The organism is Nonomuraea sp. NPDC054003, from assembly GCF_055585125.1.
This window is the reverse complement of record NZ_JBVJKR010000007.1, coordinates 456,756-471,483: the sequence shown is the minus strand read 5'-3', so window position 1 is coordinate 471,483 and position 14,728 is coordinate 456,756. Positions and strand designations below refer to the sequence as shown.

At 71.9% G+C, this 14,728-nt stretch carries 11 protein-coding genes and 2 pseudogenes; 5 read left to right on the top strand and 8 right to left on the bottom strand.

The genetic code is table 11. The features are described from left to right. Positions 1–176: 176 nt before the first annotated feature. The 3 genes from ACZ6YG_RS21475 to ACZ6YG_RS21465 all read right to left on the bottom strand — a co-directional run bounded on the left by ACZ6YG_RS21475 (position 177) and on the right by ACZ6YG_RS21465 (position 1,776). Positions 177–608 carry a rhodanese-like domain-containing protein gene (locus ACZ6YG_RS21475; protein ID WP_466018999.1) on the bottom strand — a complete coding sequence of 144 codons (432 nt, stop codon included), beginning with the start codon at positions 606–608 and terminating at the stop codon, positions 177–179. Then, positions 605–1,096, bottom strand: a complete 492-nt coding sequence (locus ACZ6YG_RS21470; RefSeq protein ID WP_466018998.1) for a cysteine dioxygenase — start codon at positions 1,094–1,096, stop codon at positions 605–607. Before ACZ6YG_RS21470 ends, ACZ6YG_RS21475 begins: the two co-directional genes overlap by 4 nt. A 158-nt stretch (positions 1,097–1,254) precedes the next feature. After that, positions 1,255–1,776: a MarR family winged helix-turn-helix transcriptional regulator gene (locus ACZ6YG_RS21465; RefSeq protein WP_466018997.1), complete on the bottom strand. Its 522-nt coding sequence runs from the start codon at positions 1,774–1,776 to the stop codon at positions 1,255–1,257. A 38-nt stretch (positions 1,777–1,814) separates the two neighbouring features. Here ACZ6YG_RS21465 and ACZ6YG_RS21460 point away from each other — a divergent pair, with 38 nt between their 5' ends. The 3 genes from ACZ6YG_RS21460 to ACZ6YG_RS21450 all read left to right on the top strand — a co-directional run bounded on the left by ACZ6YG_RS21460 (position 1,815) and on the right by ACZ6YG_RS21450 (position 6,773). Further along, positions 1,815–2,786, top strand: coding sequence for a DMT family transporter (locus ACZ6YG_RS21460; protein WP_466018996.1), 972 nt, complete (start codon positions 1,815–1,817; stop codon positions 2,784–2,786). Between the two features lie 435 nt (positions 2,787–3,221). Further along, positions 3,222–3,947 (top strand): class I SAM-dependent methyltransferase, encoded by a 726-nt coding sequence (locus ACZ6YG_RS21455; RefSeq protein ID WP_466018995.1) that lies wholly within the window; start codon positions 3,222–3,224, stop codon positions 3,945–3,947. 774 nt (positions 3,948–4,721) lie between these two features. Next, on the top strand, positions 4,722–6,773 hold the full coding sequence (locus ACZ6YG_RS21450; RefSeq protein ID WP_466018994.1) for a S9 family peptidase: 2,052 nt from the start codon (positions 4,722–4,724) through the stop codon (positions 6,771–6,773). Positions 6,774–6,832: 59 nt separating this feature from the next. On the opposite strand, the pseudogene ACZ6YG_RS21445 reads toward ACZ6YG_RS21450, so the two are convergent. The 5 genes and pseudogenes from ACZ6YG_RS21445 to ACZ6YG_RS21425 form a co-directional block, all read right to left on the bottom strand. Next, a pseudogene (locus tag ACZ6YG_RS21445) lies at positions 6,833–7,252 on the bottom strand (alpha-L-rhamnosidase N-terminal domain-containing protein); the annotation flags it as partial. A gap of 25 nt (positions 7,253–7,277) precedes the next feature. Then, positions 7,278–7,415, bottom strand: a pseudogene (locus ACZ6YG_RS21440) (alpha-L-rhamnosidase N-terminal domain-containing protein); the annotation flags it as partial. Between the two features lie 62 nt (positions 7,416–7,477). Next, entirely contained in the window at positions 7,478–8,305 is an 828-nt protein-coding gene (locus tag ACZ6YG_RS21435) for a carbohydrate ABC transporter permease (RefSeq protein ID WP_466018993.1), read from the bottom strand. Beyond that, positions 8,302–9,234, bottom strand: a complete 933-nt coding sequence (locus tag ACZ6YG_RS21430) for a carbohydrate ABC transporter permease (protein WP_397199337.1) — start codon at positions 9,232–9,234, stop codon at positions 8,302–8,304. The genes ACZ6YG_RS21435 and ACZ6YG_RS21430 overlap by 4 nt, the downstream gene beginning before the upstream one ends. Further along, positions 9,231–10,532 carry an ABC transporter substrate-binding protein gene (locus ACZ6YG_RS21425; protein WP_466018992.1) on the bottom strand — a complete coding sequence of 434 codons (1,302 nt, stop codon included), beginning with the start codon at positions 10,530–10,532 and terminating at the stop codon, positions 9,231–9,233. The genes ACZ6YG_RS21430 and ACZ6YG_RS21425 overlap by 4 nt, the downstream gene beginning before the upstream one ends. A gap of 260 nt (positions 10,533–10,792) precedes the next feature. Between ACZ6YG_RS21425 and ACZ6YG_RS21420 the strand changes: the two genes are divergently transcribed. Both ACZ6YG_RS21420 and ACZ6YG_RS21415 read left to right on the top strand, forming a co-directional pair. After that, positions 10,793–11,785, top strand: coding sequence for a LacI family DNA-binding transcriptional regulator (locus ACZ6YG_RS21420; protein ID WP_271278225.1), 993 nt, complete (start codon positions 10,793–10,795; stop codon positions 11,783–11,785). Positions 11,786–12,281: 496 nt separating this feature from the next. Continuing rightward, a complete protein-coding gene (locus tag ACZ6YG_RS21415; RefSeq protein WP_466018991.1) occupies positions 12,282–14,720 on the top strand; it encodes a PEP/pyruvate-binding domain-containing protein in 2,439 nt (812 codons plus the stop codon). The last annotated feature ends 8 nt before the right edge of the window (positions 14,721–14,728 follow it).

Below are 14,728 nucleotides of genomic sequence, written 5' to 3'. Positions count from 1 at the left end.
CGCAGCACACCCGCGATCTCGTCGTCTCCTCCCCCATGGCCCGCGGTGTGGCCGAGGGCTTCGACCGACTTGATGCAGTGCTGTCCCCAAGACGTGCATCCTGATGCATTCGTACTCGGCACAAGCCCGGCATGATCATGTGGTGGCTGTCCTATGTCACGCCGCCACACCCAAGATCACGACCTCCGGCTGCCGTACCAGGCCGCGGTGCCGCCGGTCGTGGGCAGGCCGGCCGCGCGCCAGGCGTGGAAGCCGCCGACGACGTCGGTGGCCTTGGTCAGGCCGAGCTCGTGCAGCGAGGCGGCGGCCAGGCTGGAGGTGTAGCCCTCCGAGCACAGGACGATGATCTCGACGTCGTAGCCGGTCGCCACCGGCAGCCTGGCCTCTCCCGCGGGGTCGAAGCGCCATTCGAGCACGTTGCGTTCGACGACGAGCGCGCCCGGAACCCCGCCCTCGTCCGCCCGCTGGGCCGCCGGGCGGATGTCGACGATGAGCGCCCCGGCGAGGGACCGGGTGTGCGCCTCGGCGGGCGGCAGCCGGCGCAGCAGCCTCCGCCTGTCGTCGAGGATCTGGTCGATCGTGCGCGCGCCGGGCGGCGGTCCCGTCACCACTGCTCCGCCGTCTCCTCCACCAGCTTGACCAGGCCGTGGTCCGTGAGCTCGTAGCGGTTCATCGTGGACAGCGGAGGCGAGTAGACGTGCACGCTGACCGCTGGCGCGGCGGAGCCGTTGTGGACCTCGTGCACGTAGCCGGGGCCGAACGCGCGGGCCTCACCGGGGGCGAGGTCGCGTTCGGCGGTCAGGTCGTGCTCCCGGAGGGTGCCGAGGGCGACGGCGAAGGCGCCCCGCGAGCCGCCGTGGTCGTGGAAGCCGGTCGTCTGCCCGGGGAGCCAGCTGATCAGCCAGACCTCGTGGTCGTCGTCCTGGTGGAGTCGCTCGTACCAGCGCTCCCCGGTGTTCAGCCGCACGCGCCCCACCCACGCGTCGAGGTCGGCGGCGATGGCGCGGGCCCTGCTCTCCAGGCTGGGACGGGCGGGCGCGGATGTCGTCACGGTCATGTCGGTGTTCCTGATCTGGTCGATGCCGGTCGTCGTCACGCGGATGCGGGCGCCGTACACAGCGCGCTCGCCTGCCGTCCGAGATCGACGGGCAGGTCTGACCAGAGAAGGGACCCGGAGTGCATGCGTCACAGGTTGGCCGAAATTCCCCACTAAGTCAACCTGAAATTAAGGGTTTTGCCGCGAAGGCCCCCACGTCAACGGCCGGCGTCGTCCCGGCGTGGCGTCTCGAAGCAGGCGAGCCAGGTGGCCAGCAGCGACTCCAGCTGGACTGCCTCCTCGGGCGGCAGGCAGTCGAGCAGCCGGCGCTCGTTGCGCATGTGCTCGGTGAACGCCTCGTCGATCAGCTCCCGGCCGGCGGCGGTCAGGGCGACGACCCGGCCGCGCCCGTCGCTCGCGCTGCGGCGGCGGGTGACCAGCCCCGCGCGTTCGAGCCGGTCGATGCGTTTGCTCATCGCCCCCGTGGTGACCATGGTGTGCGCGGCCAGCTCGCCGGGCGCGCGCTCGAAGGGTTCGCCGGCGCGCCGCAGCGTGGCGAGCACGTCGAACTCCCCCTCCGCCAGCCCGTAACGGCGGTAGACCGCGCAGAGCTGCTCGGTCAGATGTCCGGCGAGGCGGTGGAGGCGCCCGATCACGCCCTGCGGCCGCACGTCCAGGTCGGGCCGTTCGCGCTCCCACGCTCGCTGGATCCTGGCCACGTGGTCCGAGTACTCGCTCATGGTTCCAATATATCTTCCCGGGAAGTTATATTGCTTCCATGGAAGCTACCTTCCGCTGGCTGCCCGTCACCGCGATCGCGCCCGTGGCGTGGGGCGCGACCTACTACGTCACCCAGCAGTTCCTGCCGGCCGACCATCCCATGTACGGCGCCGCGATCCGGGCGCTGCCCGCGGGCCTGCTGCTCCTCCTCGTCCGCAGGAGACTCCCCCGGGGATCGTGGTGGTGGAAGTCGGCGGTGCTCGGCACGCTCAACATGGGCGCCTTCTTCGCCCTGGTCTACCTGGCGGCGCAGACGCTCCCGACCAGCGTCGCCTCCACCATCATGGCGACCTCCCCGATGGTGATGATGCTGTTCGCCTGGGCCGCCCTGTCCGAACGGCCCCGGGTGACCCATCTCGCCGGGGCGTGCGTCGGGATCGCGGGCGTCGGCCTGATGCTGCTGGAGGACATGGGAGCGGCCGGTCTCACCGGCATCCTCGCCTCCGTCTCCGCCATGACGATGTCGTCCCTGGGATACGTGCTGGCCAAGCGGTGGAGCGGCGACGTCGACGTCTTCTCTCTCACGTCCTGGCAGCTCATCGCGGGTGGCGCCGCGCTGGTGCCCGTCGCGGTCGCGGTCGAGGGCGCGCCGCCTTCGCTGGACGGGCCCGCACTGCTCGGCTTCGGCTACGTCACGGTCATCGCGACCGCGCTCGCCTTCGCGGCCTGGTTCGCGGGGCTGCGCCACCTGAGCGCCGGCACGGTCGGGCTCATCGGGCTGCTCAACCCGGTGACGGGAGTCCTCCTCGGTACGGTGCTCGCCGGCGAGACGCTGACCGGCCGGCAGATCTTCGGACTCGTCCTGGTCTTCCTCGGCATCCTCCTGGGACAACCCATCGCGGCCCGCCTCACCAGACGCCCCCCGGACCGGAAACCGGCGGATCACGCCCCGTGGCGGGTCGCGGAGAAGGAGCCGCCGGGCGGTGAGGCCCTGCGGCAGGTCGCGGAGAAGGGCGCCGCCGGGCGATGACGCACCACGGCAGGTCCCGGAGGGACGCCGCCCGGCGATAACGCCCCGCTGCAGGTCGCGGAGAGGGACGCCCGCCGGACGATAACGCACCGCGACAGGTCGCAGAGAAGGGCGCTGCCAGGCGATGACACATCGCGGCAGGTCGCGGGGAAGAGGGCCACCGGGCGATGACGCACCCCGGGAGGTCGCGGAGAAGGGGGCTGCCGGGTGATGACGCATCGCGGCAGGTTGCGGAGAAGGGGGTCACCGGGCGGTGACGTCACGGAGAAGCGTGCCATGCGCTGCCGGTCCGCACGTAACGGCGGCGGAAGCGGAAGGCGCTTTCGGCGGTTGCCCGCCGTTTCGGGGCGGAAGCGGAAGCTGCTTTCGGCGGTTTCCCACCGTTTTGGGGCGGGTGTTCGAACCTGACATCGGCGGGCGAAGTACCCTGGGCCGATGTTCTGGCCTCAGGGTCCGTCGCTGCGTGAACTGGTGGTCCAGGCGCTGTCCTCGGTGGAGCGGGGTTACGACCTGCTGGCCCCGAAGTTCGACCACACGCCTTTCCGCACCCCCGACAGCGTCCTCGACGCCACGGCCGACGTGCTGCGCCCGCTCGGGCCGTTCGGTCAGGCGCTGGACGTGTGCTGCGGCACCGGCGCGGGCATGCGGGTCCTCGCGCCCCTGTGCCGGGGACCGATCACGGGCGTCGACTTCAGCGCCGGCATGCTCGCGCGGGCGCGCCGGACGCACCCGGACGCCGCGTGGGTCCAGGCCGACGCCCGGGCTCTGCCCTTCGCCGGGTCCTTCGACCTCGCGGTCAGCTTCGGGGCGCTCGGGCACTTCCTGCCCGCCGAACGGCCGGCGCTCTTCGCCGGGGTGCGTCGCGCGCTGCGGCCCGGCGGGCTCTTCGCCTTCCCCATCGGCGCGCCGCCGCTCGTGACCTCGGGCATGTACTGGGCGATGCTCGGGTTCGACCTCGCCATGCGGGCCCGGAACGCGCTGTGGCGCCCGCCGTTCGTCATGTACTACAGCACCTGCCCGCTCAGCGCGGTCCGCGCCGAGCTGACAACGGCCGGGTTCACCGTGACGACGGCCCCCTTGACGGCTCTGGGCCGACGCGACGACGGCAGCCCACGGTGCCTCCTCGTCCTCGCCCACACGATCAACCACCCGGCACCGTAAGCATCCGGCACCGTACGCGGACCCCCACCCTGGGTGGAGGCCGCCCGGCACCGTGAAGGTTCCGTACCGTACGCGAACTCCCCCGGGTTCGTGGAGGAGCCGCCCAGCACCGTGAGAGTCCGGTCCGTACGCGAACCCCCGCCCTGGGGTGGTGGAGGCTGCCCGGCGCTGTGAGTATTCCGTACCGTACGCGAACTCCCCCGGGTTCGTGGGGAGGCCGCCCGGCGCCGTGAGGGTCCGGTCCGTACGCGAACCCCCGCCCTGGGCGGAGACTGCCGGGCGCCGTGAGGGTCCGGCACCGTACGCGAGCTTCCGAGCTGGGGTTGTGGAGGCGGACCGGCTTGTCGTACAGCCGGACCTCCGCGAGCAGGGGTCGGCGCGAGGTGCGGGTCGATCTCGTCGATCAAGTCCGGTTTCGAAAAGCTGAGCGCCGATGCCGGGCGAGAACGCCCCGAGGTTCCTTCCGCCTGCCCGATCCGGGCCGCCTCGGACGCGCCGTAACGACGTGGCCGCGCCGTGACGACGTGGCCGCGCCGTGACGACGTGGCCGCGCCGTAACAACGAGGCCGCGCCGTAACAACGAGGCCGCGCCGTAACAACGAGGCCGCACCGTAACGAGGGTCGCGCCGTAACGACGTGGCCGCACCGTAACGAGGGGTCTCACCGTAACGACGAGGCCGCACCGTGACGACGTAACCGCAGGGTGGCGGGAAGGGCGGTCGGTGCTGGTTTATGCGGTTGCGTCCGGCTTGGCGGGCGTGCCTATGATCCCCCATGCCTCCCCTCACGCTTCCTCGTCAGCATGCCCGTACGGCCCGGTTCAAGCTCGGCGTCCCCAGGGACTTCACGATCTCGCCGGACGGCGCCCGGGTGGTGTTCCTCAGGTCCTCGGGCGGTGACGACCCGGTCAACCGGCTGTGGACGCTGACCCTGGCCACCGGGCAGGAGCGGCTGCTCGTGGACCCCGGCACGCCGGGCGGGACGTTGCCGGAGGCGGAGCGCGCCCGCAGGGAACGCACCCGCGAGCGCGCGAGCGGCATCGTCGCCTACGCCACCGACGCCGCCGTCACCAAGGCCGTCTACGCGCTCGACGGCGCGCTCCACACCGTCGACCTGCTGACCGGTGAGGTCACCCCGCTCGGCACGACCGGATCCGACCCGCGGCTCGACCCGGCCGGGCAGCGCGTCGCCCACGTGTCCGACGGCGCCCTGCACCTCGACGGCAAGCCGCTGCTGACGCCCGACGGTCCCGAGGTGACCTGGGGGCTGCCCGAGCACGTGGCGGCCGAGTCGATGGCCCGCCACCGGGGCTACTGGTGGTCGCCCGACGGCACCCGCCTGCTGGTGGCGCGGGTGGACAACGCCCGGGTGAGCAGGTGGCACCTGTCCGAGCCCGCCGATCCTGGCAGGCCCTCCAGGACCATGGCCTATCCGGCGGCGGGCACCGACAACGCCGACGTGACGCTCTGGCTGACCACGCCGGCCGGGGAGCGTACCGAGGTGGTCTGGGACAGGGCGGCGTTCGAGTACGTCGCGGCGGTGTCGTGGACCGGGCAGGGGCTGCTGATCCTGGTGCAGAGCCGCGACCAGCGCACCACCCGCCTCCTGGAGGCCGACCCCGGGACGGGCGCGACCACGCTGGTGCGCGAGGACGCCGACGACGCCTGGCTGACGCTGGTGCCCGGCACCCCCGCCCGCACGGCGGCCGGGGAACTGGTCTGGACGGTGGACCGCGACGACACCCGCCGGCTGATGGTCGGGGACGACCTGGTCACGCCGCCGGGCCTGCAGGTGCTGCGGATCCTGGCGGTGGACGGCGACACCGTGCTCGCGCAGTGCTGCGACGAGCCGACGGAACGCCACCTCTACAGCTACTCCAGGGCCGCGGGGCTGACCAGGGTCACCTCCGAGCCGGGGGTGCACACCGGAACGCGCGCCGGCGGCGTCACCCTGGTCGTCAGCCGCACTCTGGAGGAGCACGGGACCCGCGTCACGGTGACCGGCGGAGGGGCGGCCACGCCGATCGTCTCGAACGGCGCGACCCCGGTCGTGCGCCCGCGGGCGGACCTGGTGTCGCTGGGCGAACGGGAGCTGCGCGGCGCGATCGTGTTCCCGTCCGGGCACGTGCCGGGCTCGCGGCGGCTGCCGGTCCTGCTCAGCCCGTACGCCGGGCCGGGCGGCGCCCTGGTGCTGCGCGGGCTGGACGACTACGCGGTCGCGCAGTGGTTCGCCGACCAGGGCTTCGCCGTGCTGGTCGTGGACGGGCGCGGCACGCCGGGCCGCGGACCGGCCTGGGAGCGGGCCGTGCACCTCGACAAGCTGAGCGCGGCGCTGGAGGACCAGGCCGACGCGCTGCGGGCCGCCGCCGGCCGCTTCCTCGACCTGGACCTGGACCGGGTGGCGATCCGCGGCTGGTCGTACGGCGGTTATCTGGCCGCCGCGGCCGTGCTGCGCCACCCCGACGTCTTCCACGCCGCCGTCGCGGGCGCGCCGGTCACCGACGCCCGCCTCTACGACACCCACTGGCAGGAACGCTACCTCGGCCATCCCGACCGGAACCCCGAGGCGTACGACCGCAGCTCCCTGATCGCCGACGCCCCGAACCTGCGCCGCCCGCTCATGCTCGTGCACGGTCTGGCCGACGACAACGTCTTCGCCGCGCACACCCTGCGGCTGTCCGCCGCGCTGCTGGCCGCGGGCCGCCCGCACACCGTCCTGCCGCTGTCGGGCGTCTCCCACATGACCGCCCAGGAGCAGGTCGCCGAGAACCTGCTCCTGCTGGAGCTGGACTTCCTGCGCCGGGCGCTCGGTCCGGAGCCCAGCTGATCACGCCCAGCGGAAGACGTGCCGTCCGGCTCCCACCTCGACGGCGGTGTCCGGGTCAGGGGCAGGTGGACGGCGGCGGTGGTGTTCGCCGGCACCACCACGACGAGCTCCATCTCGTCTCCGGTTCGTTCCCAGCCGGCCTCGGCCCGGCCGTACGGGGTGTCGAGCGTGGCGCGGGCGCGGGTGAGGCCGCCGCCGGGAAGCAGGCGCGCGTCGTGGCACTCGCCGTCGTAGAGGCTCGCGGCGGTGACCGGGCCGGGCGCGCACCGCCAGGCGCCGTCGGTGGCGACGGTGTCCGTGGTGCCGTCGGAGTAGGTGATCTCCAGCTGGGTGATCAGGGCGGTCCGGTCGCCGTAGACGGCGGACCTGCCCCCGGCGAAGCCGACGCGGCCCCGGTAGCAGCCGTCGGCGAGGGTGGCGCCGATCGTGTTGGCGCCCTCCTCCAGCAGGGCGGTGACGTCGTGGGTGCGGTAGCGCAGCCGGTGGTGCTAGCTGCTCCAGCCGGGGGGCGAGCACGTCGTCGCCCACGACCCGGCCGTTCATCTCGACTTCGTACGTGCCGTGCGCGGTGACGTACAGGCGGGCCCGCTCGGCGGGACCGCGCCGCTCGCGCGAGCCCAGCTCCGGTCCTGGCCACGGCACGAGCACCGACTCCCCCGACGCGACGACGCCGGTGCGGGTGCCGTCGCCGCAGAGAGGTCATGTCATCCCTTGATGGCGCCGGCGGTCATGCCGGCCACGATCTTGCGGTTGAAGAAGACGAAGGCCAGCAGCGGCGGGATCGTGATCAGGACGATGTCCATGAACAGCAGGTTCCACTGGGTGCTGTACTGGCTCTGGAAGTTGTAGAGGGTGACCTGCACGGTGGCGTTGTCGTCGCCGGGCAGGAAGTAGAGCGGGTTGACGAAGTCGTTGAAGACGGCCACGGACGAGGTCAGCACGACCGTGATGGTGACCGGCCGGAGCAGCGGGAAGATCACCCGGAAGAACAGCCGCGCCCCGTGGCAGCCGTCGATCTGGGCCGCCTCGTCCAGCTCGCGCGGAATCGCCGCGATGAACGCCCTGAACAGCAGCATCGCGAACGACAGCCCGTAGGCGACCTCGACCAGGATCAGCCCCGGCAGGGTCTTGAACAGGCCCAGTGCCTGCAGCAGCCAGATGGTGGGCACGATCGCGGGCGGGATGATCAGCCCGGACAGCACCAGGAAGTTGACCAGCGTCCCGACCCTGCCGGCGCGGCGCTGCAGCACGAACGCGGCCATGGCGGCGAAGAACACGATCAGCGCGACCGAGGCGACGGTGAGGACGGTGGAGTTGACGAAGGCGCGCAGCAGCACGTAGTCGCGCGCCTGGACGACCTCGACGAGGTTGTCCACCACCCGCCAGTCGACCGGCCAGGCGAAGTCCAGATCGGCGGCCTGCGCCGGGTCCTTGACCGCGGTCAGCAGCATGAACGAGAACGGCACCAGGAAGATCACGGTGGCCAGGACCAGCGCGATCGTGTCGGCGCCGTACCTCCTGAAGGTCCTCATACGGCGACCTGCCTCTTGCCCAGGACGTAGGTGAGCGGGACGACGATGGCGGTGACGATGAGGAACAGCAGCACGTTGCCGGCGGTCGACAGGCCGAAGAAGCCCGCCTGATACTGCTTGTAGATGATCGAGGCGATGACGTCGCTGGTGAAGCCGGGACCGCCCCGCGTCATCGTCCAGATCAGGTCGAACGACCGCAGCCCGCCGATGAACGACAGGATGATCACCGAGTAGGTGGCGGGCCAGGACAGCGGCAGCGTGACGTGCCGGAACCGGTGCCAGGCGCCGCCCCCGTCGACCTCGACCGCCTGATAGTAGTCGCGCGGGATCGACATGATCCCGGCGATGTAGATGACGGTGGCCAGGCCCACCCCCTTCCACACGTCGACCAGCGCCACCGACAGCAGGGCCGTGTTCGCGTCGCCGAGCCAGTCGGCGCCGTCGACGCCGGCCAGCGCGAGGGCCTTGTTCACCAGGCCGGTGTCCGGGCGGAGCAGCGCGCTGAAGGTGATGCCGACCGCCACGGTGGAGACCAGGACCGGGAAGAACACCACCGCGCGCAGGAAGCCTCGCAGCCGCAGCCTGGACGTGAGCAGCACGCCCAGCAGCAGGCCGAGCACCACCTTCAGCCCGCTGGTGACCACGGCGTAGACGATCGTGTTCCGGAAGCCGACGCGCAGGTTCTGCTCGGCGAGGAAGTCGCGGAAGTTGTCCAGGCCGACGAACTCGCTGTCGAACAGCGTCCACCGGGTCAGCGCGAAGTAGAACGCCATCACGGTCGGCACCAGGAAGATCACCAGGTAGACGACGGCGGCCGGCAGGTAGAGCGCGTACGGGTAGGGTGACCTGCGCCGGGCCGCCGGCCGGGCGTGCCGCTCGGCCGGCGGCCCGCCGGGCCCCGCGCGGAGCCCGGCACGCTGCTCGGTCACCACCCTGCCAGCCCCAGTTGCCTGGCCTGCTTCTCCACATCCTTGTCGTACTGGGCGGCGCCATCGGCGGGCTGCGTCAGCCCCGAGCCGACGGCGACGGTGATCTGCTCCAGCGACGGGCCCTTGATGGGCGACAGGAACTCCAGCGCGGGCGTCGTGGCGCCCCGGTCGATGTAGGCCTGGAGGTCCTTGGCCACCTGGATGGCGTCCTCCGGCAGCTTCGACCCCTTGATCCGGTACGGTCCGGACGGCTGGACGGCGGCGGTCACGGCTTCGGTGCCCGCCGGGGAGGCGACGAAGGCCAGGAACTTCTTGGCCGCGTCCAGGTGCTCGGTGGTCCTGGCGATGTAGAGGGCGGCGGGCTCCCAGACGGTGGCGCCGCCGGCGGCCGGGTCGTCGCCCGGGATGCCGAAGTAGCCGACGTCGGTCGCGGTCTGGGGGTAGGTCTCCAGGAGCGGCGGGAGCAGCTGACTGAGCATCGCGTAGTGCGCGCCCTCGCCCTCGACCAGCATCTTCAGTCCCTGGTCGAGGGTCGCCGAGCCGAAGCCCTTGTTGAGGTGGCCCTTGGCGTGCACGTCGGCGAGGTGCTGGAAGCCGCCCGTCGCGGCCGGCGTGGTGGCGAACTTGGCCTTGCCCGCGGTGTAGTCGGCGGCGAAGCCCGGCACGGCGGCCTGGACGTTGTGGTAGTCGGCGAGCACGAAGATCTGGGACGTCCAGGTGTCCTTGAACGTGCTGATCACCGGGGTGACCCCGGCGGCCTTGATCGTGTCGTTGTTGGCCATGAAGTCGGCCCAGGTCCTGGGGACCTCCAGGCCGAGCCGCTCGTAGACCTTGCGGTTGTACAGGATGCCGCCGCCGCCCATCGTGGTGGCCGGGACCCCGTACGCCTTGCCGTCGTGCGAGACGACGGGCAGGTAGTCGGGCTGGACCTGGGCCAGGACGGGATCCCCGGTCAGGTCGACCAGGGTCTGGGCCGGGTTCAGCGCCTGCAGCAGCGAACCGGAGTTGTACCAGAACACGTCGGTCATCTCGCCGGTGGACAGCCGGGTCTTGACGACGTTGTCACCCTCGCTGCCGCCCGGCTGGTGCTCCATGTCGATCTTGATCGTGGGGTTGACCTTCATGAACGCGTCGGCCAGCGCCTTGGAGGTGTCCACGGTCGACTGGTCGCTGCCCGTCATGAAGGACAGGGTCACGGTGCCGTCGGCGGCGGGCTCCGAGCCGAATCCGCACGAGGCAAGGGCCGCCGTCGCGAGCACGGCCACGGCCGATGCCAGCATGCGGTGGGAGGTCTTCACACACCCTCCAGGGGTTTTGAATCGTTTTAAGCGGCTCCCCGATGCGGTTAACGTAGGCGTTGCCCGAAGGGGTGTCAAGACATGATTTGGGTAACGGTACCCACTCTTCTCGCAGTTGAGATCGCTGTACTCACTGGTAATGCAGGTACTGTTTCCCCCGTCGGACCGGCTCACCTCCAGCTCGTACACTGGGATCACCCCTCGGGAATTGGAGCCTCATGGTCGCGCCCAGCCGACGCCGACGAGTGACGATCAACGACGTGGCCAGCCACGCCCAGGTCTCCGTCACCGCGGTGTCCAAGGTGATCCGCAACGCCTACGGCGTCAGCCCCGCCATGAGAGACCGGGTCAAGACGGCCATCGAGGAGCTGGGCTACCGGCCCCAGGCCGTGGCGCGGGGCATGCGCGGGCGCACCTTCACGATCGGCCTGATGCTGCCACACATCAGGAACCCGTTCTTCGCCGACATCCTCGACGGCCTCACCGAGCAGCTCGCCGGCACCGACTACCGGGCGTTCATGATCCAGGGGGGCGCCACCCGCAAGGTGGAGAGACTGGCGGTCGACGCCCTCATCGACCGCCAGGTCGACGGCATCATCATGGTCGCCCCGCTCGCCTCGAAGGCGCGGCTGGAGGAGGTGGCCCAGGAGAAGCCCACCGTGGTGCTGGCCCGCCACGAGCGGTCGTCCTTCTACGACTCCGTCTACGACGACGACGAGGCGGGCGCCGAGCTGGTCGTGAAGCACCTCATCGAGCTCGGCCACCGCCGGATCGCGCACATCACGCACCAGGACGACAGCCAGGCGCAGCCGGCCGACCTGCTCCACAACATCCGGGCCGCGACCTACGAGCGCGTCATGCGCGAGCACGGGCTGGCAGACGAGATCGCCGTCGCGACCAGCTTCTACCACGAGAAGGGCGGCTACGAGGGAGCGCGGGAGCTGCTGGACCGCGATCCCCGACCGACGGCCATCTTCGCGGGGGCCGACCAGGCGGCGTTCGGCGCGCTCGCCGCGGTCTACGAGGCCGGGCTCCGCGTCCCGGCGGACGTCTCGGTGGCCGGCTATGACAACACCCACCTGGCCGCCCTGCCCAACATCACCCTGACCAGCGTCGACCAGGAGGGCTCCGTCATGGGCGGCGCCGCCGGCAAGCTGCTGCTGGAGCGCATCGAAGGCCGCACGTCCGCGGTCCGCTTCTCGGTCACCCCCAGCCTGGTCGTCCGCGGCTCCACGGCCCCGCCCGCGTCCTGACGCGTGGGTAACGTTACCCACGAATCCACGCCACGCGGCCGGATGAGGTGGGACGGGAGCGGGAACCGTTGCCTCTTGACGGCACATGAGGGAGCGCTTACGGTGACGACGTCCGCGGATGTTAAATCGTTTCACTCTCCAGGGGGCTCACCACGGAAGAGCGGCCATGCCGCCGGAAGGGAGTGACCTCGTGTTCACCGCACCTCGCCGGACCCGCGTGCTCGCCGGGGCGGGGGTGTCTCTCGCCCTCGTCCTCTCGCAGCCCCTCGTCCCCCCGGCGTCCGCCGCCGGCGGACAGCCCCACGTCGAGGCCGTCGACCTGCGCGTCGACGGCCGGCGTTCGCGGCGACGACCTGACCCGCCCGGCGGTCACCCTCGTGACACGGGGGTGACCGCCTGGTCTGGATTCCCCCGCGGTGTTAGCGTCGGGGGCGGAGCGCCGGGAAACCGGGGGCGGCCATGTCGCGCATGGCGCCGGCCATGAGGAGATGGCGCGATGAAGCTGATCGGGTTGTCCGAGATCGACGCCTCCATGATCGACCTGGTGGGCGGCAAGGGCGCCGGGCTCGGAGAGATGATCAGGGCGGGTGAGCGCGTCCCCGACGGCTTCTGCCTCACCGTCGAGTGCTACCGGTCAGGAGAGCTGCCGGAGCGGGAGCTGGTCGAGGCGTACGAGCGGCTCGGCGGTGGGCGGGTGGCGGTCCGGTCCAGCGCCATCGCGGAGGACCTGCCGGAGGCCAGCTTCGCCGGGCAGCAGGACACGTACCTCGGCGTCGAGGGTCACGCGGAGCTGATCGACGCGGTCCGCCGCTGCTGGGACTCCCTGTTCACCGAGCGCGCCGTCGCCTACCGCGCAGCCGTGCACGTCGAGGACGAGCCCGCCATGGCCGTGGTGGTGCAGCGCATGATCGACCCCGTCGTGGCGGGGGTGATGTTCACCGCGAACCCGATCACCGGCTGCCGTACGGACATGGTCGTCGACGCCGCTCCCGGTCTGGGCACCGCGATCGTCGAGGGCACCGTCGTACCCGACCATCATGTCCTCCGCCGGGGAGCGCCGGCCGTGCCGGACCCGGACGGGTGTCTCGACGCGGCGCGGCTCGAAGAGCTGCGGGCTGCGGGGGCGCGGCTGCAGGAGCATTTCGGCTCGCCGCAGGACGTCGAGTGGGCGATCGACGCCGGGGGGACGCTGTGGCTGCTGCAGTCCCGGCCGATCACCACGCTCTTCCCGCCGCCGCCCGACACCGGTGACACGCGGCTCTACCTGGAGTTCGGCCACATGCAGGGCATGCTGCGCCCGTGCACCCCGATGGGGTTCTCGCTGCTCAAGTCGGGCTCGAGCCTGTGGTTCGAGGCCGCGGGGGCCCGGGTCGACCGGCGCGACCCGATGCCCCGGCTGGTGTCGATCGGCGGCCGGCTGTTCTTCGACGTGACCGACTTCCTGCGCAGCGGGGTCATACGCGGGCGCCTGGGGACCTCGCTGGAGATCTACGGGCCGAGGGTGCAGGGCGCCGTGCTGAGCATGCTGGACGATCCGCGGTTCGCGCCGCGGCCCGGTCTGCCGTTCCGCGTCGGCAGCCTGGTCAAGGGCGCGCTGCGGATGTTGCCCGGCGGGGTCGCCGGAGTCGTGTCGAGCCTGGTCAACCCGGATCTCGCCCGCGCCCGCGCCTACCGTGGCGTCGCGGAGATCAAGCGCCTCACCACCCCGCCGGGCGAGTCCGCCACCGCCGCGGAACGGCTGCGGTGGGTGATCGAGGACTCCCACAAGCCGATCATGAACATCGACATGCACGGGATCCTCTGGCCGTTGGCGGCCGGCTTGATCGCCGGGACGATCCCGGCCGCGCTGCTCAAGGGCGTCGCCTCGGACGAGGAGCTCGACACCGTGCTCGGCGGCATGCCGTACAACGTGACCACGGAGATGGACCTCGAGCTCTGGGACCTCGCGGTGCGGGCCCGCGAGCACCGCGAGCTGTTCCTCGGCACCCCGCCGGAGGAGCTCGCCGCCGGATACTTCGCCGGTGACCTCCCGGACATCGGGATGGCGGGCTTCCTGGCGAAGTACGGGATGCGCGCCGCGGCCGAGATCGACGTCGGCGTGCCCCACTGGGACGAGGACCCCGCGCCGCTGTTCGCGACGATCGCCAACTATCTCCGCGTCGACGACCCCGGGCAGGCGCCCGACGTGCGGTTCAGGGCGGCGGCGGCGAAGGCCGAGCGGATGATCGCGACGCTGTCGCGGCGGGCGCGGCGCAGGCGACCGGTGCGCGGCCGGCTGGCGGTGTTCTTCATGCGCCGCTCGCGCCGGCTCACCGGGCTGCGGGAGATCGGGAAGTTCGCCTGGCTGCCCGCGATCCAGGCGGCCCGGCGGCAACTCCTCCTGGTCGGCGCGGATCTGGCCGCCCGTGACCGGCTGGCGGACGCCGGCGACATCATGTTCCTGACTCTCGACGAGGCGCGCGCCGCCGTGCACGACGGAACCGACCAGCGGGGACTGGCCGCGAGGCGGCGCGCGGAGTACGAGCGGGAGCTGCGGCGGCCCTCCGTTCCCGGCGCCCTGCTGTCCGACGGGACCGACGTGGAGGCGCTCGCCCCCGCGCGGCCGGTCCAGGACGGCGTGCTGACCGGGATGTCGGGTGCCGCGGGCCAGGCGACGGGCCGGGCGCGGGTGATCCGCGACCCGGTCGGGGCGCACATCGACCCGGGCGAGATCCTGGTGGCGCCGACCACCGACCCGGGGTGGACGCCGCTGTTCATGACCGCGGCCGGCCTGGTGACAGAGACCGGCTCGCCGGTCGCGCACGGCCCCACCGTGGCCCGCGAGTACGGGATCCCGGCCGTCATCTGCGTCCGCGACGCCACCCGCGAGATCACGACCGGTCAGCTGATCACGGTCGACGGCACGGCGGGCACGGTACGCGTCGAACCGGAGTGACCGGCGGC